The organism is Bacillus sp. MT94 (assembly GCF_058792475.1).
This window is the reverse complement of the sequence record NZ_JBXAEZ010000004.1, coordinates 480,298-502,181: the sequence shown is the minus strand read 5'-3', so window position 1 is coordinate 502,181 and position 21,884 is coordinate 480,298. Positions and strand designations below refer to the sequence as shown.

At 35.8% G+C, this 21,884-nt stretch carries 24 protein-coding genes and 1 riboswitch; of the genes, 15 read left to right on the top strand and 9 right to left on the bottom strand.

Annotated features, from left to right (window positions below; genetic code table 11):
• Positions 1-11: 11 nt before the first annotated feature.
• Positions 12-836, bottom strand: a complete 825-nt coding sequence (gene pdxK, locus AC1Q51_RS17695) for a pyridoxine/pyridoxal/pyridoxamine kinase (protein ID WP_000174259.1) — start codon at positions 834-836, stop codon at positions 12-14.
• Positions 837-970: 134 nt separating this feature from the next.
• Between pdxK and AC1Q51_RS17690 the strand changes: the two genes are divergently transcribed.
• The 3 genes from AC1Q51_RS17690 to AC1Q51_RS17680 all read left to right on the top strand — a co-directional run bounded on the left by AC1Q51_RS17690 (position 971) and on the right by AC1Q51_RS17680 (position 4,028).
• On the top strand, positions 971-2,542 hold the full coding sequence (locus AC1Q51_RS17690) for a GAF domain-containing sensor histidine kinase (protein ID WP_000488132.1): 1,572 nt from the start codon (positions 971-973) through the stop codon (positions 2,540-2,542).
• Between the two features lie 20 nt (positions 2,543-2,562).
• A complete protein-coding gene (locus AC1Q51_RS17685) occupies positions 2,563-3,210 on the top strand; it encodes a response regulator (protein WP_071713913.1) in 648 nt (215 codons plus the stop codon).
• A 191-nt stretch (positions 3,211-3,401) separates the two neighbouring features.
• Positions 3,402-4,028, top strand: coding sequence for an FMN-dependent NADH-azoreductase (locus AC1Q51_RS17680; protein WP_089172051.1), 627 nt, complete (start codon positions 3,402-3,404; stop codon positions 4,026-4,028).
• A gap of 61 nt (positions 4,029-4,089) precedes the next feature.
• Here the strand turns inward: AC1Q51_RS17680 and AC1Q51_RS17675 are convergent, their stop codons facing one another.
• Positions 4,090-4,761 (bottom strand): transcriptional regulator YeiL, encoded by a 672-nt coding sequence (locus tag AC1Q51_RS17675; protein ID WP_000703310.1) that lies wholly within the window; start codon positions 4,759-4,761, stop codon positions 4,090-4,092.
• Positions 4,762-4,868: 107 nt separating this feature from the next.
• On the opposite strand from AC1Q51_RS17675, the gene AC1Q51_RS17670 reads away from it, so the two are divergent.
• Positions 4,869-5,564: a YjjG family noncanonical pyrimidine nucleotidase gene (locus tag AC1Q51_RS17670; protein WP_090978327.1), complete on the top strand. Its 696-nt coding sequence runs from the start codon at positions 4,869-4,871 to the stop codon at positions 5,562-5,564.
• A 45-nt stretch (positions 5,565-5,609) separates the two neighbouring features.
• Here the strand turns inward: AC1Q51_RS17670 and AC1Q51_RS17665 are convergent, their stop codons facing one another.
• Positions 5,610-6,839 (bottom strand): chloride channel protein, encoded by a 1,230-nt coding sequence (locus AC1Q51_RS17665; RefSeq protein ID WP_100910522.1) that lies wholly within the window; start codon positions 6,837-6,839, stop codon positions 5,610-5,612.
• A 320-nt stretch (positions 6,840-7,159) separates the two neighbouring features.
• Positions 7,160-7,264: riboswitch (SAM riboswitch) on the top strand.
• 92 nt (positions 7,265-7,356) lie between these two features.
• On the opposite strand from AC1Q51_RS17665, the gene AC1Q51_RS17660 reads away from it, so the two are divergent.
• The 3 genes from AC1Q51_RS17660 to AC1Q51_RS17650 all read left to right on the top strand — a co-directional run bounded on the left by AC1Q51_RS17660 (position 7,357) and on the right by AC1Q51_RS17650 (position 10,981).
• Positions 7,357-8,655, top strand: coding sequence for a bifunctional O-acetylhomoserine aminocarboxypropyltransferase/cysteine synthase (locus AC1Q51_RS17660; RefSeq protein WP_000504786.1), 1,299 nt, complete (start codon positions 7,357-7,359; stop codon positions 8,653-8,655).
• Positions 8,639-9,544 carry a homoserine O-acetyltransferase MetA gene (metA, locus tag AC1Q51_RS17655; protein WP_001121531.1) on the top strand — a complete coding sequence of 302 codons (906 nt, stop codon included), beginning with the start codon at positions 8,639-8,641 and terminating at the stop codon, positions 9,542-9,544. Before AC1Q51_RS17660 ends, metA begins: the two co-directional genes overlap by 17 nt.
• 141 nt (positions 9,545-9,685) lie before the next feature.
• Positions 9,686-10,981, top strand: coding sequence for a homoserine dehydrogenase (locus tag AC1Q51_RS17650; protein ID WP_000659109.1), 1,296 nt, complete (start codon positions 9,686-9,688; stop codon positions 10,979-10,981).
• Positions 10,982-11,011: 30 nt separating this feature from the next.
• On the opposite strand, the gene AC1Q51_RS17645 is transcribed toward AC1Q51_RS17650, so the two are convergent.
• Positions 11,012-11,638 carry a YczE/YyaS/YitT family protein gene (locus tag AC1Q51_RS17645; RefSeq protein WP_000943411.1) on the bottom strand — a complete coding sequence of 209 codons (627 nt, stop codon included), beginning with the start codon at positions 11,636-11,638 and terminating at the stop codon, positions 11,012-11,014.
• Between the two features lie 97 nt (positions 11,639-11,735).
• Here AC1Q51_RS17645 and AC1Q51_RS17640 point away from each other — a divergent pair, with 97 nt between their 5' ends.
• The 5 genes from AC1Q51_RS17640 to AC1Q51_RS17620 are packed head-to-tail and all read left to right on the top strand — an operon-like array spanning position 11,736 to position 16,201.
• Positions 11,736-12,713, top strand: a complete 978-nt coding sequence (locus AC1Q51_RS17640; RefSeq protein ID WP_053563286.1) for a LacI family DNA-binding transcriptional regulator — start codon at positions 11,736-11,738, stop codon at positions 12,711-12,713.
• Positions 12,714-12,723: 10 nt separating this feature from the next.
• Entirely contained in the window at positions 12,724-13,605 is an 882-nt protein-coding gene (locus tag AC1Q51_RS17635) for an SGNH/GDSL hydrolase family protein (RefSeq protein WP_015055217.1), read from the top strand.
• The gene (locus AC1Q51_RS17630; protein ID WP_090978321.1) at positions 13,602-14,519 is read left to right on the top strand and encodes an ABC transporter ATP-binding protein; all 918 of its coding nucleotides are present in this window, start codon (positions 13,602-13,604) and stop codon (positions 14,517-14,519) included. Before AC1Q51_RS17635 ends, AC1Q51_RS17630 begins: the two co-directional genes overlap by 4 nt.
• The gene (locus AC1Q51_RS17625; RefSeq protein ID WP_090978319.1) at positions 14,512-15,504 is read left to right on the top strand and encodes a DUF2705 family protein; all 993 of its coding nucleotides are present in this window, start codon (positions 14,512-14,514) and stop codon (positions 15,502-15,504) included. The genes AC1Q51_RS17630 and AC1Q51_RS17625 overlap by 8 nt, the downstream gene beginning before the upstream one ends.
• Before the next feature lie 19 nt (positions 15,505-15,523).
• The gene (locus AC1Q51_RS17620) at positions 15,524-16,201 is read left to right on the top strand and encodes a uracil-DNA glycosylase (protein ID WP_000432541.1); all 678 of its coding nucleotides are present in this window, start codon (positions 15,524-15,526) and stop codon (positions 16,199-16,201) included.
• 38 nt (positions 16,202-16,239) lie between these two features.
• Here AC1Q51_RS17620 and AC1Q51_RS17615 read toward each other — a convergent pair whose 3' ends face one another.
• The 3 genes from AC1Q51_RS17615 to AC1Q51_RS17605 all read right to left on the bottom strand — a co-directional run bounded on the left by AC1Q51_RS17615 (position 16,240) and on the right by AC1Q51_RS17605 (position 19,076).
• Positions 16,240-16,533, bottom strand: coding sequence for a DUF3817 domain-containing protein (locus AC1Q51_RS17615; protein ID WP_000953396.1), 294 nt, complete (start codon positions 16,531-16,533; stop codon positions 16,240-16,242).
• A 209-nt stretch (positions 16,534-16,742) separates the two neighbouring features.
• Complete coding sequence (locus AC1Q51_RS17610; protein WP_000221387.1) at positions 16,743-17,564, bottom strand: Cof-type HAD-IIB family hydrolase; 822 nt, start codon at positions 17,562-17,564, stop codon at positions 16,743-16,745.
• Between the two features lie 228 nt (positions 17,565-17,792).
• Positions 17,793-19,076, bottom strand: a complete 1,284-nt coding sequence (locus AC1Q51_RS17605) for a purine/pyrimidine permease (protein ID WP_000847031.1) — start codon at positions 19,074-19,076, stop codon at positions 17,793-17,795.
• 95 nt (positions 19,077-19,171) lie between these two features.
• On the opposite strand from AC1Q51_RS17605, the gene AC1Q51_RS17600 reads away from it, so the two are divergent.
• The 3 genes from AC1Q51_RS17600 to AC1Q51_RS17590 all read left to right on the top strand — a co-directional run bounded on the left by AC1Q51_RS17600 (position 19,172) and on the right by AC1Q51_RS17590 (position 20,891).
• Positions 19,172-20,164, top strand: coding sequence for a potassium channel family protein (locus AC1Q51_RS17600; RefSeq protein ID WP_139213328.1), 993 nt, complete (start codon positions 19,172-19,174; stop codon positions 20,162-20,164).
• A gap of 6 nt (positions 20,165-20,170) precedes the next feature.
• The gene (locus AC1Q51_RS17595) at positions 20,171-20,458 is read left to right on the top strand and encodes a YwdI family protein (RefSeq protein WP_001167346.1); all 288 of its coding nucleotides are present in this window, start codon (positions 20,171-20,173) and stop codon (positions 20,456-20,458) included.
• Positions 20,459-20,522: 64 nt separating this feature from the next.
• The gene (locus AC1Q51_RS17590) at positions 20,523-20,891 is read left to right on the top strand and encodes a DUF423 domain-containing protein (protein WP_000688315.1); all 369 of its coding nucleotides are present in this window, start codon (positions 20,523-20,525) and stop codon (positions 20,889-20,891) included.
• A gap of 30 nt (positions 20,892-20,921) precedes the next feature.
• Here AC1Q51_RS17590 and gerQ read toward each other — a convergent pair whose 3' ends face one another.
• Both gerQ and cwlJ read right to left on the bottom strand, forming a co-directional pair.
• Positions 20,922-21,350: a spore coat protein GerQ gene (gene gerQ, locus AC1Q51_RS17585; protein WP_000068652.1), complete on the bottom strand. Its 429-nt coding sequence runs from the start codon at positions 21,348-21,350 to the stop codon at positions 20,922-20,924.
• 27 nt (positions 21,351-21,377) lie between these two features.
• Complete coding sequence (gene cwlJ, locus AC1Q51_RS17580; protein WP_000538155.1) at positions 21,378-21,800, bottom strand: cell wall hydrolase CwlJ; 423 nt, start codon at positions 21,798-21,800, stop codon at positions 21,378-21,380.
• Between the last annotated feature and the right edge of the window lie 84 nt (positions 21,801-21,884).

The window sequence follows — 21,884 nt, the reverse complement described above, 5'->3', positions numbered from 1 at the left end:
TTATTTATATATTAGACAAGTTCTTTTGATACAACGAATTTACGATATGCACCATGGTGAGTTGGACCTACGTATTCGTTAATTTTGAATGAGTAACGAATAGCGGCTGTGATGAATTCTTTAGCAGTTTTTACTGCTTCTTTCACAGGTTTTCCTTTTGCAAGTTCTGCTGTAATTGCAGCAGAATATGTACAACCTGCACCGTGTGTATTGGTTGTATCGATTTTTTCTGATTCTAGAAGTTCGAATGTTTCTCCATCATATAGGACGTCGATTGCAGTTTCCGTACCAAGTTTGCTTCCGCCTTTAATTAGTACGTATTTGGCACCTAAAGCGTGGATTTTCTTCGCTGCTTCTTTCATGTCCTCAAGAGAATTAATTTTCACACCGCTTAATTGGTAAGCTTCAAATAAGTTTGGCGTTACAACTAATGCCTTTGGCACAAGAACGTCACGTAAGCAATCGTTCGTTTCAGGATGTAATGCTTCATCTGCACCTTTACATACCATAACAGGGTCAACTACTACATTTTTGAAATTGTGCTTTTCGATTGTTTCTGCAACCATTTCAATAATTTCTACTGATCCAAGCATACCTGTTTTTAAAGCATCTACGCCAACACCTTCAATTGTTGTTTCTAATTGTGGTTTTAATGTAGAAGCTGGGATTGGAAATACGTTATGTGCCCAACCGTTATGTGGATCCATCGTTACGATTGTTGTAAGAGATGTCATTCCGTATACGCCAAGTTCTTGGAATGTTTTTAAATCTGCTTGTATACCAGCACCGCCACTTGTGTCAGAACCAGCGATAGTAAGTGCTTTATTTAATGTCATTATGAAAGCCCCCTCAAGTGATATAATGAAAACTATGTTTTCACCATTATATCAATGTTACGAATAAGTACAAAGTGAAAAGTAGATGATTTATTTTAAGAGCTATTTAAAATCTTGTATGCAGGAGACTGAGTATGTTTCGAGATAATCGTACAAATGAATTAGTTATATTAAAGGAAATTGCAGAAACATTAAATACATCAAATGATACGTATCATGTATTGCAAGCTGTCCTAGAGAAATTACTAAGTGTGACAGGCTTAACGACAGGATGGATTTTTCTTGCAGATGAAAATGGGAAGTATACGAAGTTGATTGATTACCAATTACCAGAGGCACTTACATATGAAAATAAACGCCCGATGTGCGAAGGTGAGTGTTGGTGTTTACGAGGTTTTGTAGATGGGAAATTAGAGAGAGCCGTTAATATTATTGAATGTAAAAGAATTAATAATGCAATTGAATATAATTGGGGAGATACGGAGGGCATTCTTCATCATGCTACGGTTCCTTTAAAAGCTGGAGGAGAAAAATTTGGGTTGTTAAATGTTGCAAGTCCGGGTAAAACACATTTTTCGGAAGAAGAATTAGTATTACTCCAATCGGTTGCTTTCCAAATTGGTACGGCTTTAAAGCGAACAAAATTATATGAAAATGAAAAAAGAAGAGCACATTATTATGTGAAATTAGAGCGTTTCATTCAAGATTTAAAAACGATTCATAAGTTTAATGTATTACCTGAAAAGGTGGTAAATCACGTAGGTGAAGTATTTCAATGGAATCAAGTAGCGCTTTTTATTAGGGAGGAAAAAGAATTATCTCTGCGAGCGTCTTACGTTCAGGAAGAGTTACAAGAGGAAGTGAAAGAGGCGGCCAACAAGGCGTTAGAGCAAGATGAACCAGTTCTAATAAAACATCAAATAGGGCATAATGTGCATCTAAATCAAACTGTTATTGCTACGCCAATACATATTCAAAACCATATATTTGGTGTTTTATGTGTTAGCTTGAATAATGGAGAGTTTGATGCTAATACAATAGATGTAATTCAAGCGCTATCAAACCATGTTTCGTTAATAATAGAGAATTTGAGGTTAAACGAGCAGCGCCGTGAACTTGTACGAATGGAAGAAAGAAACCGATTAGCAAGAGATTTACATGATTCTGTTTCGCAAAAATTATTTTCATTAACCTTCATGACAAAAGGCGCCGAGGCAGTTTTAAAAGGTAAAAATGAAAAGGTAGATCAATCTTTGCATGAGATGCGTGAACTTGCACAAGGAGCTTTGAAAGAAATGAGGACATTAATTTGGCAGCTTCGTCCAGCAGGATTAGAAAAAGGATTATTGCCAGCTCTAAAGCAGTACGGTGAAAATTTGGGACTGAAAATTAGGGAGCAAGTTACGGGTGTTCGTGATTTACCTCGTGTAGTAGAAGAAGCTTTATGGCGCATTGGCCAAGAAGCACTGAACAATGTAAGTAAGCATGCAGGTGTAAAAGAAGCGACGATTTATTTTACAGTGAATGAGAAAAATGTATCATTAGAAATAGTTGATCAAGGAAAGGGCTTTGTGGAAAAGAATATAAAAGAAAAGAAATCACTAGGTATGACTACGATGCGTGAAAGAGTAGAATTAGTTGGTGGAACAATTAAAATTGTAAGTAGTAATAAACGAACGAGCGTAAAAGTAAATGTACCATTATGATGTGAAAATGAGGGAATTTTGTGAAAATAAAAGTATTGTTAGTTGATGATCATACAGTTGTTTTAAAAGGATTAGCGTTTTTCTTAAGCACACAGGAAGATTTAGATTTAGTTGGAGAAGCGAATAATGGGAAAGAAGCGTTAGTGAAAGTAGGAGAAACAAATCCTGATGTTATATTAATGGATTTATATATGCCTGAAATGGATGGTGTTGAGGCGACGGCATATATTAAAAAAGAGTATCCAAATGTGAAAGTAATTGTGTTAACTAGCTTTTCTGATCAGGCGCATGTGTTACCTGCATTAAGGGCTGGAGCAAGTGGGTATATTTTAAAAGATGTAGAACCGGATCAGCTTGTTGAGGCTATTCGAAGTGCATATAAAGGTAATATTCAATTACATCCGGATATAGCAAATGCTCTTCTCTCTCAAACATTACCTGTAGAAGAAAAGGAAGAAGAACCTTCTATTCAAGTAGATGTGCTAACAGCGAGAGAAAATGAGGTGTTGCAACTATTAGCAAAAGGGATGAGCAATAAGGAAATTGCATCTGTTTTAGTTATTACAGAAAAGACAGTTAAGGCGCATGTAAGTAGCATTTTGAGTAAATTAAATTTATCCGATCGTACACAAGCGGCGTTATATGCAGTGAAAAATGGAATTGTATAAGACAAAAGTCGTAAGACCTAGTTCGCCTTTAGAAGGTGGACTTTTTTTATGGAAAAATACGTCTATGTGAGGACGAAATTGTCTTGATATAAAGATAAAATATTTTTGTAAGCAACAAAACAACAATTACAAGGGATACCTTTTTTGAAAGCATATAACAACATAAGAGTGAGTACTAGGAGGAAGAAATAATGGAAACAGTTTTATTCGTTAAAGCAAACAACCGTCCAGCGGAACAAGCAGTTAGTGTAAAATTATATGAGGCATTTTTAGCAAACTATAAAGAAGCACACCCAAATGATACAGTAGTAGAACTGGATTTATATAAAGAAGAATTACCATATGTAGGTGTAGACATGATCAATGGTACATTCAAGGCAGGTAAAGGATTTGATTTAACAGAAGAAGAGGCAAAAGCAGTAGCAGTTGCTGATAAGTATTTAAATCAATTCCTAGAAGCTGATAAAGTTGTTTTCGGCTTCCCATTATGGAACTTAACGATTCCAGCAGTGCTACACACATATATTGATTATTTAAACCGTGCTGGTAAAACGTTCAAATACACGCCAGAGGGTCCAGTTGGCCTAATCGGTGATAAGAAGATTGCATTATTAAATGCACGAGGCGGCGTATATTCAGAAGGTCCAGCAGCTGAGGTAGAAATGGCTGTTAAATATGTAGCAAGTATGATGGGCTTCTTCGGCGCAACAAACATGGAAACAGTAATTATTGAAGGACATAACCAATTCCCAGATAAAGCGGAAGAAATCATTGCTGCAGGTCTTGAAGAAGCAGCTAAAGTAGCAAGTAAATTTTAATTAAAATTATAATCGTCACTCGAAAAGGCAGCATTAACATGTAAACGTTAATGCTGTTTTTTTATATTTTTAGTTCATCAGCAAGTTTTTTTAATTGAATTCGATCTCGTATGTAATAGGTTCTTCCGTCTTTTTTTAAGTAATTTTGTTGGCAAAACTGATTTAATACATATAAAAGATGACGGTAGCTGACATTTAAATATTCCGAGGCCTCAGTATGCTTTTCTATATAACAATTATTTTGTTCTGTTAATAAAATAAAAGCAGCTAATCGATTTTCAAAAGGATAACTATAGTTTTTTGCGTAATTTTCAGTGCGAGTAATTGTCTTTTCTCCAATAAATTTGCATAAGTGCTGTAAAAACGTTGCATCTTGTAATAAAAGTTGCTGACAATCTTTAAGAGGAAGTGCCAAACAAACACAATCTTCTAGTACTTCAACGGACTTAGTAATATTTTCTACTCCTATTAATCCTAATTCCCCGATAAAAGATGGTGCTTGAATAAAATTAATTAATGAAACCTTCCCGTTTTTATGACTCATATATATTTTTGCCTTCCCAGAAATTAAGTAATAGAGATAAGGGAGAGTATTTCCTTCGCTACATATCATCTCTTTCGTTTGAAAAGAATGTAGCTCTACATATGGCAAGACATGAAATGAAAATAGGGTATGGAATTGATGGATTTGCATGTATTGATAAATTTCTTCCTCATTTTTGCTGATTTTCATATTTTCACCCCTATTTATAGTATGAGATATCTCCTATTATCTTTACAAGAAGGAATGATACGATTTATGTAAATTTGTTTTTGTAGAAAAGAGAGTGTGATGAGTTTATGAAAAAATATAAAACATTGCTATTTGATGTAGATGATACATTATTAGATTTCCAAAAGGCTGAAAAAATGGCTTTACGGGTGCTTTTTGAAGAGAAGGGAATCTCTTTAACAGACGAGATAGAGGCTCGTTATAAAAAAATAAATAAGGGTCTTTGGGATGCTTTTGAAAAAGGTGAACTATCACGCAATGAAGTTATAAATACACGATTCTCTCTGTTGTTTCAAGAGTATGGAGAAGAAGTAGACGGAATATTATTCGAAAATAATTACCGTAACTACTTAGAAGAAGGAAATCAACTCATGCAAGGTGCGTTTGAATTTATAAATCAAATTCAAGGGGAGTATGAGTTGTATATAGTGACAAATGGTGTTTCTAAGACGCAAGATAAACGTTTGCGTAATGCAGGGTTACATTCATTGTTTAAAGATGTTTTTGTTTCAGAAGATACAGGTTTTCAAAAGCCGATGAAAGAGTATTTTGATTATGTTTTTGAACGGATTCCTAACTTTGCACCTGAAGAAGGGCTGATTATTGGTGATTCATTAAGCGCTGATATTAAAGGTGGATATGTAGCGGGAATTGATACTTGTTGGTTTAATCCAGAAAGGAAATTAAATGATAGTGGGATTATACCGACATATGAAGTGCATAATTTTGAGGAGTTAGAAGCGTTATTAAAGCAGCATGTGTAATAAAAAAATAGGCAGTGGAGCTTTCGTCCCCACTGCCTATTTTTATTAATTTTTATTTTCGTTATGTTTTGGGAGTGGAAAGGCATTCCCGATAGCAGCTGCACCAAGCATGGGCAATAGTAAATTAAGCGGGAAAAACATAAGTAATAGTAATGTTATAGCTATTGGCTTTCGTAACGCATAGCTTGAAATTGCTGTCGTTACGATAGCAACGGATGCTACTGGATCTATAGGAAGAATAGATGCTACAGCGTATCCGATACTTGACCCAGAAAATATAATTGGGAAGATATGTCCACCCCGCCACCCTGTGTTCAAACAAACGGCAGTAATACACAACTTTAAAATCCCTGAAAGAAGTAGTATCCAAAAAGATAAATGGCTCCATTCAACAACTAACTCTTTTAATTGATGTTCCCCTGAAAATAATGTGTACGGAAGAAAAGTTCCTGCAATTCCTAATAAAATGCCACCGATAATTCCGAGTGTCAGCTTGTATTCCCTAAAAGGGTGAATTAACTTCTCTAATGTGAATTCTAACTTGAAATAAAAGAAACCAACTATAGCACCGATACTAGCAAGTGGAAGAAATGCGATCCATTCATTGAAAGAAAGTGCACCTTCCTCGAAATCAACAATAAAGGATCCACGATTATCGAGTTTACTCAGTAGTAAATAAACAGAAAAACCTGCGAAAGTAGTAGCTAAGTATACAATTGCCTTTTTTCCTTTAGAAAAAGCAGCAATTTGTTCCCCCTCATTTTCATTCGGTGCTAAATAACCGAATAATGGTGCGTTAAAAATGACACTTAAAGTAGCGCCAATTCCAATCTCGGTTAGCTCATTCATACCCTTTAAGGCAAATGTAAAGCGATCCCCTACCCATGTGCACAGTCCGCCTATAATTCCAACTAGTGCGGCTTCTGGACCAAGACTAGCTCCGAAAATTAAAACAATAATCGCTGTTAAAGTAGCCTGATGGACAAAGCGATATTCGATTCGACCAGTTTTTTTATATTCAGTCATCACTTCAGGCATAAGGCGTGGATATATACCGAAATATTTTTGTGATAGACCAACGAGGACCCCGCCAATTATTGTTACGCAAAGGGTGTAATAAGAGGGATAAGAGAGAACTTCAGGCAAGTATCCCCAAATAAAGTGGATTCCAATATTTATTGTGACTAAAAATAACCAGACTGTAGCTCCTACTATAGATCCTAGAAGAATGCCATATAGAGCAAGTATGTACTGCATATCTTTTTTATTTGTCATGTTATACCTCCGTTATGTAAATCTCAGTAGGGAAAAAGTGAAATATACTAGTGGAAAATGGATTGAATATATATAGTATCTTTTTGAGAGGACCGCCTATTCAACATATAGGCTGAATTTTAGAGAATTTGAATTTATAGGTTAAATTACTTATTTAATTTTATAGACTGATTTGAGTTTTTTAAAGGTCTTTTTTGAAATAGACTAGAATATATTTCTTTTGTTGCTTTATATGAAACTGTTAACATTTATTTTAGAACATTCAGAAAAACTGTTTGACATTAGGAAATTATTGCTATAAAATCAACGGTAATTGCATAGTCTTATCAAGAAAAGGTGGAGGGACAGGCCCGATGAAACCTTGGCAACAGCCGTATAACGGAATTGTGCCAAATCCTGCAGGTAGTAATCCTGAGAGATAAGAAAGAGCCTTTAGAGCGTGTTTTCAAACTGCTCCTTTCTTGTTTTCAGGAAAGGGGCAGTTTTTTATTTTGTATAAAAGAAAGGAGAATGAGAGATGGGAGAATCATGGGGAAAAGGAACGATTTGTGTGCAAGGTGGCTATACGCCAAAGAATGGTGAACCACGTGTTTTACCACTTTATCAAAGCACAACTTATAAATACGATACTTCGGATGATTTAGCAGCTCTATTTAACTTAGAGGCAGAAGGATATATTTATACGCGTATTGGAAACCCTACTCTAGCCGCATTTGAGCAGAAGTTATCAGATTTAGAAGGCGGTGTAGGAGCTGTTGCAACGGCTTCTGGGCAAGCAGCTATTATGCTCGCAGTTTTAAATATTTGTAGTAGTGGGGATCATTTACTTTGCTCTTCAACTGTTTACGGGGGAACGTTTAATTTATTTGGGGTGAGTTTACGTAAGCTTGGCATTGATGTTACGTTCTTTAATCCAAATTTAACGGCAGATGAAATTACGGCACTTGCTAACGATAAGACGAAACTTATCTATGCAGAATCATTAGGAAATCCAGCGATGAATGTTTTAAATTTCAAAGAATTTTCAGCTGCCGCTAAAGAATTAGAGGTACCTTTTATCGTTGATAATACATTAGCAACTCCTTATTTATGCCAAGCGTTTGAATATGGGGCAAATATTATTGTTCATTCTACGACTAAATATATCGATGGGCATGCGAGCTCTTTAGGCGGTATTGTAATTGACGGTGGAAACTTTGATTGGACAAATGGAAAATATCCTGAGCTTGTTGAACCAGATCCAAGTTATCACGGTGTAAGTTACGTTCAAAACTTTGGTGCAGCAGCATATATTGTGAAAGCACGTGTTCAACTATTAAGAGATTATGGAAATTGTATGAGCCCATTCAATGCATATATTAGCAATATTGGCTTAGAGACTTTGCATTTACGAATGGAGCGTCATAGCGAAAATGCTCTGGCAGTTGCTAAGTGGCTTGCTAATCATGAACGTATTGAATGGGTGAATTATCCGGGATTAGATAGTAATGAAAATTACTCGTTAGCACAAAAGTATTTGAAAAAAGGTGCTAGTGGGGTTTTAACATTTGGTATTAAAGGGGGATTAGAAGCAGCAAAAGAATTTATCGCAAATGTAAAACTAGCAACTCTTGTAACGCACGTAGCTGATGCACGAACTTGCGTTATACATCCCGCTAGTACGACGCATAGACAATTAAATGCTGAAGATCAGCGTTTAGCTGGTGTTACATCTGATTTAATTCGTTTATCGGTTGGTATAGAAGATGTTTCTGATATTATTGCAGATTTGGAAGCAGCTCTAGTTGGAGGCAAAACACATGCCGATCATAATTGATAAAGATTTACCGGCTCGCAAAGTGTTGCAAAAAGAAAATATTTTTGTAATGACGAAGGAGCGAGCAGAAACACAAGATATACGCGCTTTGAAAATTGCTATATTAAATTTAATGCCAACGAAGCAAGATACAGAGGCACAATTACTTCGCTTAATTGGAAACACACCGTTGCAATTAGATGTTCATTTACTTCATATGGAATCACATCTGTCTCGTAATGTAGCGCAGGACCATTTAACGAGCTTTTATAAAACGTTTCGTGATATTGAAAATGAAAAATTTGATGGGCTCATTATTACAGGAGCACCAGTTGAAACTCTTTCTTTTGAAGAAGTAGATTATTGGGAAGAGCTTAAACGTATTATGGAGTATTCAAAAACGAATGTAACATCTACGCTCCATATTTGCTGGGGGGCACAGGCTGGTTTGTACTATCATTATGGTGTTCCAAAGTATCCCCTTAAGGAAAAAATGTTCGGTGTATTTGAACATGAGGTTTGCGAGCAACATGTGAAATTGTTACAAGGATTTGATGAATTGTTTTTTGCTCCGCATTCTCGTCATACAGAAGTACGAGAGAATGATATTAGAGAAGTGAAAGAATTAACATTGTTAGCAAACTCTGAAGAAGCAGGTGTTCACCTTGTTATTGGGCCAGAAGGAAGGCAAGTTTTTGCCCTTGGACATAGCGAATATAGTTGTGAGACGTTAAAACAAGAATACGAACGAGATCGTGACAAGGGATTAAATATTGATGTGCCAAAAAACTATTTTAAACATAATAATCCAGATGAAAAGCCGCTTGTTAGGTGGAGGAGTCATGGTAATTTATTGTTTTCTAATTGGTTGAATTATTACGTGTATCAAGAAACCCCTTATATATTGTAAAGAAAGATTGTGTAACACGTGGCAACGTTTTCCTTGTAAAGATTAACTTATATTTTTCCGAATGTTCAAAATACATTGTCTTTCAGATTTTTTACTCATATAATTTCATCTAAACACAATTTTTGAGGGGTGGACAGTACTATGAAAGAAATTCAAGTTGGGTTATTAGGTCTTGGGACAGTTGGCAGTGGTGTGGTTCGTATTATTACGGATCATCAAGAACGACTCATACACCAAGTAGGTTGTCCAGTTAAGGTAACGAAAGTATTAGTGCAAAACATTGAGAAAGAGAGAGAGGTAGAGGTACCTTCTACTCTATTAACACAAGATGCAAATGAAATTTTAGATAATCCAAATATTGATGTTGTCATCGAAGTGATGGGTGGCATTGATGATGCAAAATCATATATTTTACAAGCTTTAAAAAGCGGAAAGCATGTTGTAACTGCAAATAAAGACTTAATGGCATTACATGGAGCTGAATTATTAGCGACAGCAAAAGATAATAAGGCTGATTTATTCTATGAGGCGAGTGTGGCAGGGGGAATTCCAATTTTACGCAGTATCGTAGAAGGACTTTCTTCAGATCTTATTACGAAAGTAATGGGAATTGTAAATGGAACGACAAATTTTATTTTGACGAAAATGTCAGATGAAGGGAGAGCATATAACGACGTGTTAAAAGAAGCCCAACAACTTGGATTTGCAGAAGCAGATCCAACATCAGACGTAGAAGGTTTAGATGCAGCAAGAAAAATGACGATTTTAGCTACTCTCGGTTTCTCTACAAATGTAGAGCTTGGAGATGTGAAAGTAAAAGGGATTACCTCTATTACAGAGGAAGATATTGAATACAGTAAGAGCTTAGGTTATACAATTAAATTAATCGGTCTTGCAAAACGAGATGGTGAAAAATTGGAGGTTACAGTTGAACCAACTTTACTTCCAAATACACATCCTCTTGCGGCAGTACAAAATGAATATAACGCTGTGTATGTGTACGGTGAAGCAGTTGGAGAAACGATGTTTTATGGACCAGGCGCAGGAAGTTTACCGACAGCGACAGCTGTTGTTTCGGATTTAGTTGCTGTAATGCAAAATATTAGATTAGGGGTAACAGGAAATAGTGCTGTAGTCCCACAATATCAAAAAGTATTAAAAGAGCCAGACGAAATTGTCGTGAAAAAGTTTTTAAGACTGCATGTAAAAGACGAAATTGGTGTATTTGCAAAAATTACTTCATTGTTCTCTGAGCGTGGCGTTAGCTTTGAAAAGATTATTCAAATGCCGCTTGAAGAGAAAGGAAAGGCTGAAATTGTAATTGTAACGCATCGTGCGTCTCTTGCTGATTATGATTATATTCTACATACGTTGCAAGGGTATGAAGAAATCGATTGTTTGAAAGCGAACTATCGAATTGAAGGGGATGCTAAGTAGTATCTCTTACCATAAAACAGAAAGAGCCTATTAAGCAGCTTGCTTAATAGGCTCTTTTCTATTTAAAATCTGCGTACCAACTTGAATAAATGCTTGGATAATCCAGCCTGTTGTAAAGGATAAGATGATTGTTCCAAAATAGATAGGTCCATCTAATAAAAAGCTTAACGTTAAAAATAAAAAGGCTAATGAAATCTCTGTTCTTCTAAACGTCCATTTTTTCTTTTCAGCAACCGTTAAAACGAAAGCTTCTTGAGGCGCCGCGCAAAGGTTTGTAGAGACGTAAAGACCAATTCCAGCTCCAACGAATAGATTTCCGCAAATAAGTGTTATATATTTTGGAAGAGAGCGGATAGCGTCCATAATAGTTGTAATGGAACCAATCCAATCAACAAAAAGAGAAATAAGAACCATCGTTACAATTGTACCGATTGTAATTTGTTTTTTATTCCAAAAGAGTACGATAAGTGTAAAGGCAAAGTTAATCATGAAAATCCAAAAACCAATGCTTATCCCAAAATTTTGATATAGTGCAATAAAGAAGGAATCATAAGGACTAAGTCCAAAGGAAGTAATTGTTGTCATCATATTAATACCGATGGCAAGAATGAGTAAACCGCCAATGAAAAATATATATTCTAATTTGAATCGAAGCATAGTTGTATATCCTTTCTACATGTATTTGCTAGGAAAGGATATATTGTGGAAAGCTTACCAGGTCAAGGGAGAATTTTTGTGAGAAGGGGAAAATGAGATGACAAATATAAGAAAGATTGCTGAACTTGCTGGAGTATCTGTTTCAACTGTTTCACGTGTACTAAATAATCATCCGTACGTAAATGAACAGAAACGAAAAGAAATTTTAGCAATTATAGAAGAATTAAATTACACGCAAAACGTGAATGCAATTCATTTAGTGAAAGGAAAAACGAATGTAATTGGCGTTTTATTGCCACACGTAAATGATCAATATTATAGTGCTATTATCGAGGGGATATCAAAAGAAACAGCAAAGAATAATTATAATATGATGCTTTGCCAGACAAATTATAGCGAAGAAAGAGAACTAGAAATTTTAAATATGTTAAAAATGAAAAAGCTTGATGGGGTTATTATTTGTTCTCGGACAAATAGTAAGGAGAAGCTTGAAGAATATACGAAATTCGGCCCGATTGTTATGTGTGAAGAAATAGATTCGAAGTATATTTCAAGTGTCCATATCGATTACTACAAAGTATTTTCACGTGGGATGAAAAGTTTAATAGATGCCGGTCATACACGTATTGGATATTGTATTGGAAGAAGTAATAGCGTTAATAGCCAAAGACGAAAGAAGGCGTACGAAGATTCGCTTCAACAGAGTATCGTAACATCGTTAGAGACCTGGAAATTTGAGGGATGTTTTACAGTGGAAGATGGACGCAATGTAATTAGAGAATGGGCTCATATGTCAGTAAAACCGACGGCGTTCCTTGTATCTTGTAACCATATTGCAGCGGGGATGGTTACAGAAGCAAAAAAACAAGGATTTCGTATTCCAGAGGATATTACGATTATCGGGTGTGATGATCAAGAGGTGGCAGATATATTGGGTATAACGACGATTTCGCATTCTAGTAAAAACGTTGGAGTGAAAGCGTTTGAATTATTATATGAAAAGATTAATGAAGAGAAATTAGATGTGAAGCATATAGAGTTATTACCAGAGTTAGTAGATAGAGAAACGACATAATTGAGAAGGTGTGAAAATCGCTTTTCAAAATTTCGTTTGGTATAATTATGGACAATCTATGAGGGCTAAAAGGGGTTTTGATATGAGATCAAAAGTAGTAAAAGTAATTCTACTCATTACAATTGCATCTTTCTGTTTATTTGCATATGGCTTTGTTTCAGGTGTAAATGATGTATTAAATCCGAAAGCTTCAAATTTAATTAAAAAGACCGATGTAGTGGCAAAAGAGAAAAAGAAAACGGGAACGTTACAAATCGTTAGTTTAGGTGATTCATTAACGCGTGGCGTTGGTGATAAAGAAGGAATTGGCTATGTTGGGCGAATGAAAGAGGATTTACAAAAAGATTATAAGCAAAAAATTGCATTAACAAATTTAGCAGTTAGTGGTGCAAAAATGCCCGATTTATTAAAACAAATTGAAAGTAGTGGCGCTCAATATTCAATTAAGCAAGCAGATGTAATCGTGTTAACGATCGGCGGGAATGATTTGTTCCCAGGCTGGGAATCGCTCGGGAAAATAGATTTAGAGACGTATCGTCCTGATACAGAAACGTTTCAAAATGAAGCAAAGAAAATTATAGAAGAAATTCGTAAATTAAATGCAAATAGTCCGATTTTTTGGCTTGGTTTATACAATCCTTTTGAAGATGTAGAAGATTTAAAAGGGTCTTCAAACATTGTTGTGGACTGGAATGCATCTTTAGAGAAGTTAGCGCTAAACGATAAAAATGTGTATATTACACCGACATTTGATTTATTCCAAAACCGCGGGAAAGATTTATTATACTCTGATCATTTTCATCCGAATGAAGTAGGTTATACGTATATGGCAGAACGTTTAGTTCAAAATGTTGTAAGTAAATTAAAACTAGAACAAGGAGGGGTAAAATGACGACGATACTTTCCGTACGAGACTTGAAGAAGGTAATTGGAAAGAAGACTCTTGTAGAGAATATTTCCTTTGATGTAAAGCAAGGAGAAGTATTCGGGTTCCTAGGACCAAACGGTGCTGGAAAGACGACTACCATTCGAATGTTAGTCGGATTGATTAAGGCGACAGAAGGTAAGATTTCTATCGGTGGTTATTCGATTGAGGAAAATTTCAGAGAAGCGATGCGTCAAATTGGGAGTATCGTTGAAAACCCAGAGTTGTATACATATTTAACAGGATGGGAAAATTTAAAGCAATTTGCTCGTATGTTAGGTGATATATCAGATGAACGTATTATTGAAATTGCTGAAATGGTTCATTTAGATGAAAGAATTCATGACAAGGTAAAAACGTACTCACTTGGTATGAAACAACGCCTTGGAATTGCACAGGCGCTCCTTGGGAATCCTAAATTGCTTATATTAGATGAGCCAACGAATGGTTTAGATCCAGCAGGGATTAGAGAACTTAGGGAATTTATACATAAGCTTGTGAAAGAAGAAAATATGAGCGTGTTTATTTCAAGTCACTTGCTAAGTGAAGTGCAAATGATATGCGATCGCGTTGCTATTATTCATAAAGGAAAGATGATAACAGTTGCCAAGGTTGAAGAATTAATTAAAACAGCAAGTGATCGTGTAGAATGGATTGTTACACCAATTTCTAAGGCGAAAGATATGCTAGAAGCGGCCGAGGAAATAAGAGAAGTGAGTGTAAAAGGCGAGCGATTACTATGCCGCATGGATATTGCATCTATAAGTAGTTGGAATAAAAAATTTGTAGAAAATGAAATAGATGTACATAGCGTTAAGGAGCTTGTATTTACGCTAGAAGATTTATTTATTGAACTCACAAGGGGTGAGCAGCATGCGTGAATTTGCGAATCTAGTTTTAAATGAATCAGAAAAGATTTACCGTAAGAAACGTATTTTTGTTGTCATGCTTATTTTAGCAATCTTGATCCCGCTTTTTGTGTACGCGCAGTATCGTGAAATAGAAACGACACAAAAAAGACTCGGTACAACTGATTGGAAGGTTTCATTGCAACAGCAAATTGTTGATTCTCAGAACCGATTGAACAATTCTAGGTTGCCAGAAGAATGGCGTGATTGGTTAAAGGTAAGAGTTGAGCAACAACAATATTATTTAGATCATAATATTAACCCGATGGCACCGGGTGCACCGACTTTTGTCAGAGCATTTATTGAACAAGGAATTACATTGTTTATTCCGCTTCTCGTAATGATTGTCGCTATTGATATCGTTTCAGGAGAACGAAGTGATGGGACAATGAAGATGTTACTTACGCGGCCGATTCGGCGCTGGAAAATACTCCTTAGTAAATACGTGACGATGTTATTTTTCATTTCGCTCATACTGTTTCTTGTAGGTTTGTTTGCTTACATATTATCAGGGCTTGTATTCGGATACTCGGGATGGAATTTACCTGTTTTAACAGGATTCGTCATTGATAAGGAAACGTTAAATACGAACTTTGTGCATCTGATTCCGCAGTGGCAATACATCTTAATGGCGTATGGACTAGCCTGGTTTGTTGCTATCGTTGTCGGAACTATATCATTTATGGTCTCTGTTTTAATTCGTAATACACCAGCTGGTATGGGCGTTATGCTAGCTGCATTAATTGCAGGCGGTATCTTAAGCTCGTTCGCAACATCTTGGGAAGGTGCGAAATATATTTTTAGCGTGAATTTATCATTAACGGATTATTTATCAGGAAAATTACCTGCATTACAAGGCTTATCAATGGGATTTTCTTTGATGAATTTAACTGTTTGGGCAGTTGTTTCCCTTATTATTTCGTTCTTAGTATTTACAAAACAGGATATGTTGAATTAATTAGACAGGAAGTGACAGTATGGAAAATGTTTTAAAGAATGATTGGGGACCATTATTGGCACCAGAATTTGAGAAAGAGTATTATCGTACTCTATCCAGTTTTTTGACAGAAGAGTACAGCACGCATGTTGTTTATCCGAAGGTAGAAGATATTTTTAACGCTCTTCAGTATACAAGTTATGAAAATACAAAGGTTGTTATTTTAGGACAAGATCCATATCATGGACCGAATCAAGCGCATGGTTTAAGTTTTTCTGTACAACCTGATGTTAAAACACCACCATCATTGTTAAATATGTATAAAGAACTTCGAGATGAATATGGTTATGAAATCCCGAATAACGGTTATTTAGTAAAATGGGCGGAACAAGGAGTATTACTACTAAATACCGTATTAACAGTTCGTCAAGGCGAAGCAAATTCTCATAAGGGAAAAGGATGGGAGCACTTCACAGATCGTGTGATTGAACTGTTGAACGAACGTGCAAAGCCAGTTGTTTTCATATTGTGGGGGCGCCATGCGCAGGCGAAGAAGAAGTTAATTACGAATCCGAATCATCATATTATCGAATCTGTACATCCAAGCCCATTATCGGCAAGACGTGGTTTCTTTGGTAGTAAGCCATACTCTAAAGTAAATACGATTTTAGCTAATATGGGAGAAAGAGAAATTGATTGGGAAATTCCAAATTTATAAATAGAAAAGGTAGTTAACAGTCGTTAACTACCTTTTTATTATTGTTGTTCGTTCTTTAATTTTGCATCTAGTACAAAAGTACCAAATGGGATAACTGATGAAACAAATGCTCCAAGTGCCCATAAAATTGATTTACGGTGTACGATTGTTACTTGAATTACTGCAAAGATGAATAGAATAAACAGAACACCATGAGCCATGCCTGTAATTTTAACAGCTGTTGCAAATCCTGCGAAATATTTCAATGGCATTGCTACAAATAATAGTAATAGGAAAGAAATACCCTCAACTAGTCCAATTGCTCTTAATCGTCCGATTGGTGTAGATAACATAAAGTAGCCTCCTTTAACGTATGCTTGTATATAGTAAATTTGTATTCTTTTTCAAAATAAAATAGTCTATTTTGTTTCATTATATACAAAAAGAAAGTTTACACTACGAGAATAGTGCAAAGTTCAAAATATAGTCACAAAAGCATGAGAATTTAAATAAAAACCTATTTGAAGTATTTGACTTCAAATAGGTTTTGTGAATGAAAATATTAAACAAGTACATCCGTTTTTAAAACGAATTTCTCTACAACTTTTGCGACACCATCATTCATATTTGTATCTGTTACGTAGTTTGCAATTTCTTTAATATCATCAGGTGCATTGCCCATTGCAACACCAAGACCAGCAAATTCAATCATTGCTTGGTCGTTATAGCTATCGCCCATTGCGATAACTTCTTCACGCTTAATGCCAAGCTTTTGAATCAGTTTGTTTAAGCTCGTTCCTTTTGTAACACCGGCTTCAGTAAATTCTAAGAAGAATGGTTTCGAACGCATCACGCTTAATTGGCCTTCTAGTTGTTGTTGAAGTTTCTTTTCAACTTCAACAAGGCGTTCAGCTTCTTTATTCATTAATACTTTTACTACAGGCTCTTTAACTGCGGCTTTAAAGTCATCTACTACAACAATTGGCATACCAGTAATATCGCCCTCAATTTCAGTATAAGGATTATTTTCTTCCGTTACGATATCATCGCCCATATAAGTATGAATCCATACATCTTCAGTTTTACTAATTTCAAATAGGTTGTGAACGATTTCAGGAGATAGTGTACTACTAAAGATTTCTTCGTTTGTTTTACAGTTAATAATTTTTGCGCCATTAAAAGATAGAATGAAACTGCCGTATTCTTCTAAGCGAAGTTCTTTGGCTACATTGCGCATACCAAACGTTGGACGTCCAGAAGCAAGTACAACCTTTACCCCTTGCTCTTGTGCAGTCATTAACGCTTCTTTCGTACGAGGTGAAATAGTATGGTCATCACGTAATAAAGTATCATCTAAATCTAAAACAATCATTTTATAAGTCATATAGAAAATTCCTTTCTTTAATTGAAATCAAAATACATGTTCATGAAGATGTTGAGGAATAATAGTAAGACATCAAACCTCTTTGAAAAGAAGTAGATAAATCATTATGAGTGTGTTGCTCATAATATCGGTTAATAATCATTGGGGATGGATAAAGCCCCAATGATTCAAGTTTGATTTTATCGTAACAACTCTAAAGGTAGAGTGCAATAATGGAAGTTTTCCAATTTACGATATTTGTTTTGCTGTGGAACGAGAAAATAGTATTTCTAGCAAAATGGCCATTACAGATCCAAGAACGAGACCGTTACTTAAAAACGATGCTAGAAATGGTGGAAGTGTGGAATATGCTCCTGCTGGAACAAACATAACTCCGACTCCTGTGAAGATTGAAAGACCGGCTACTTTAAATAATTGTTCCTTATCCTGGACAGTTTCGTATTCTCGAAAGGCGAGGCCAATCATGCTTGCGAATACAGGATAAATAGCGGCATAACCAACTGCAACAGGGATTGCTGCAAAGAATGAAGTAATCTTTGGGAATATACTAACGACAATAATAAAGCTTGACCCTAATATAAAAGGGAGACGTTTATAAATATTAGTCGTTGCAATAAAACCTGCTGATCCAGAAATAGCGACAGGTCCAATAGCTGAAAACAGGCCGCCTAGCAATTGGTTGATTCCTGTTATAATGCCGGCTTGTTTAAAACGATCTGATGCAGCATTTTCTTCATATTTAGAGACAACCTTTTGTACAACGCGAATACTTGCTAACATATTTGTTAGAAGTAAGAGTGTAACAAATATGACCGTAATTACCATGTTCCATTCAACACGAGGCATGCCGAAAACAAATAAGGACGGAAAACGAATTATGTCTGTCACTGGTGTTATTGGATTAGATAATCCGAAGCATGCGAATAATATCCAGCCGCATATGATACTGAAAAGAACGGAATATTGTCCAATAATAGGTAGCTTCATGATGAAAAAGGATAGTAAAATAACAATGAGTGAAAGAATAAATACGTTAGGTTGTACTTCTGTATGTTTTCCATCAAGGCCAAACATTCCCTTTAAGAAGGAGCCACTGAGTTGCGCGACAAGAAGAAATAAATACGTTCCAATGACTGTCGGTGTAAAATAGCGAACGAGTTTATCAATAAGTCCAAAAACGCTAAGAATAATACAAATAATACCGCTTAATAAGAAAGCATATTGAAGAACTTTAAGTGTCTCATTGCTTGATCCAAATAATACGACGCCTAAACTTGCGTAAAGGGAGAAAATTCCCCACCAAAGGCCAGCAGGACCTTCTTGAATAGGAAGTTTATGCCCAAATATAGCTTGCAAGAGACCAGCAAAGCCTAGAACAAATAATGTTCTTTGTACGAATGCAATGGCTTCAGCGCCATCAAGACCATAACTAGTTGCGACACTAATTGGTACAATAAGGCTTCCAGCTAAAATAAATAGTGCCCATTGTAAGGCGGAAAGAAATGTCTTCATTATATCAACCTCTTTCATAGATTCCGTATCTAGTATATACGTATTTTATTTCCACTGGCAAAGATTGTAGATAGAGAAAAGAGTTGAAACACGGTATGAATGCACGTAAGCAATTATGGATAGCAGTTATATGTATGACTTTTGTTGTAATTCTAGGAACGATAGGATTTATGACAATTGAAGAGATTAGTTTGTTTCAAGCATTTTGGATGACGATGATTACTGTATTGACTGTTGGATACGGAGATGCTGTTCCTGTAACGCAAGCAGGGAAAGTATTTGCGCTCCTTATTATTCCTGTTGGTGTAGGTATTGTTACGTATGCAATTGGGGTAGTGGCAGCTATGATTATTGAAGGGAATTTATTTCATGCAGTACGGAGGAAGAAGATGGATAAACAAATAGCGCAGTTGAAAAATCATATTATAGTATGTGGTTGCGGTAGAGTGGGGCTTCAAGTTGTACATGAATTGCAAGAAAAGAACATTCCATTTGTCGTTGTTGATAAAGATGAAAGTATATTGGAGCAGGAAAAGCTTTTATTTGTACATGGAGATGCAACGGAAGATCAAGTATTACATAATGCCGGAATTTTAAAAGCAGCTGGTTTAGTTGCTATTGTTGCAAATGATGCCGAAAATGTATTTATTACATTAACAGCAAGAGGATTAAACGATACGATTAAAATTGTGGCGAGATCTGAAAAGCCAGAAACTGAAGAGAAATTAAGGCGTGCTGGTGCAAATAAGGTTATTAATCCATCTAGTATGGCAGGTATTCATATAGCAAAAGGTATTGCAAATCCATTAACCGTTCATTATATTGATACAGTGTTGTATGGAGTAGAACAGTCATTTGTCATTGAAGAAATTCTAGTTGGCAAAGATTCAATACTAGTCGGTAAATCGTTACTAGAGAGTAATGTAAGGAATCAGTTTGATGTAACGATATTAGCGATTTTAAGAAATGGGAATATTATACATAATCCAACAGGGCAGGAAAAACTACAAGAACATGATATGATAATAGTATTTGGTTCAGTAGAGAAACTGGGACAATTTGAGAAAGAATTACAAAGTACGAGGTGATAAGGAATGCAAATATCTAGTGACAAGATTTTAAATAAAATGGCGAATGAAATTGCGAAGGCAAAAAGTAGCGAAGGACAAAAGTCAAAAGAACATTTATTAGTTGTGCGTGCTTTATGCGATTTACTATTAGATGAACAGGTTGAATCTTCTACGTATAGGGAGCCGCAAATTCAATCGCAAGTAATTGGATCACAGCCTATAACAACAGTTCAACCAGTTATACCAGTTTCTGGAGAACCTGTGTATATAAAAGAAGAAGGTGCAAATGGTAATTCTTTATTTGATTTTTAAGAATTAAATCGTTTGGCTTATATGAAAAAATTGCTTATGATAAAGGTAAAAAAGGGGAATTAAGATGAAAATTTTCTTTTTACTAGGTTGTATTGCAGCGGGGCTATCTGTTGCGTTAGGGGCCTTTGGAGCACACGGTTTAGAAAATAAAATTTCTGCGAAAATGTTAGAAGTTTGGAAAACAGGCGTTACATATCAGATGTTTCATGCAGGTGGATTATTCGTAGTTGCTTTATTGATGGATAAGGTTCAATCATCACTTTTAACTACTGCTGGTTGGCTAATGGTAGCTGGGATTATTATGTTCTCAGGTAGTTTGTATGCATTAAGTACGACAGGCATTAAGTTCTTTGGCCCAATTACACCTCTTGGTGGTGTAGCGTTTATTGTGGCGTGGATTCTAGTAGGGACTGCAGTTGTAAAAGGATTATAAAAAACAAAAGCTGGCATTTGCCAGCTTTTTTTATGGTCTTGGAGTATAAGTTGCTTGTTGACTAGGTAAATACGTAATTTCTTCTGGAAATTCTACGTAATCTAAGTAGATCATTAATAGTAAATAGCGTTTTCCTGATTGCGGTTCACTAATAACGATATGGTCACGGCCGGCTGCTTCAATAATACCTGTATAAGATTGTGTACCAAGGGAACTGCCACGTTCATAAGTCATTACAACTGTAGCTTGCTTACCTTTGTTTAAACGAAGGATATTTTCAATATAGGATTGCTCTAGAGGTAACATGCCTTGAGAAATTGCATATTGAGCTTGCGCAGCTTGAGCTGTTTGTTGTTGCATTGCTTGCTGTTGTTGTTGAGTCATTTGTTGTGGTTGGACATAAGTTCCAGATGGTTGATAAAAACCTGTTCCATAGTACGGATTTTGTTGCTGTGCCATTCAAAAATCCCTCCTCATTTTCATCTCTTAATATACGCTAGGACAGTCTTCACCAGATGGTTGGAAGAAGCAGTGCTTTTTGAAGCGACCAGAGTTTTGTTGGTTATACCAAGTTGGTGGACAAGGACCTTCAGGTCTAAAGAACCATAAGGCAAAGTTAGCGGGCCAAAAACGTTGTCCTTGAATAGTTCGCCTTGCTAAGGCGATATCTTGTTCACGGGCTCTTTGATAAAAATATCCTTTTTGTGTTGCCTCAAAACCACCAGGATTTTGATACACCATTTGACGTAAATTACGAATACTTTTAAAGTCTAAACAATTTCCGCGGACACGATTTACCCCAACGTTTCCGACCATTAACATTCCTTGTTGCCCTTCTCCTTCGGCTTCAGCACGCATCAGTCTAGCTAACAACTTTACATCTGCTTCGTTATAAGCAATAACACCCATTATGTGTCACCTCTCTTTTTGTAATACCTTTTGGAAAGAGGTTTATTTCTAGATGAAGTGTGGAACAATTACTAGTTCATACGT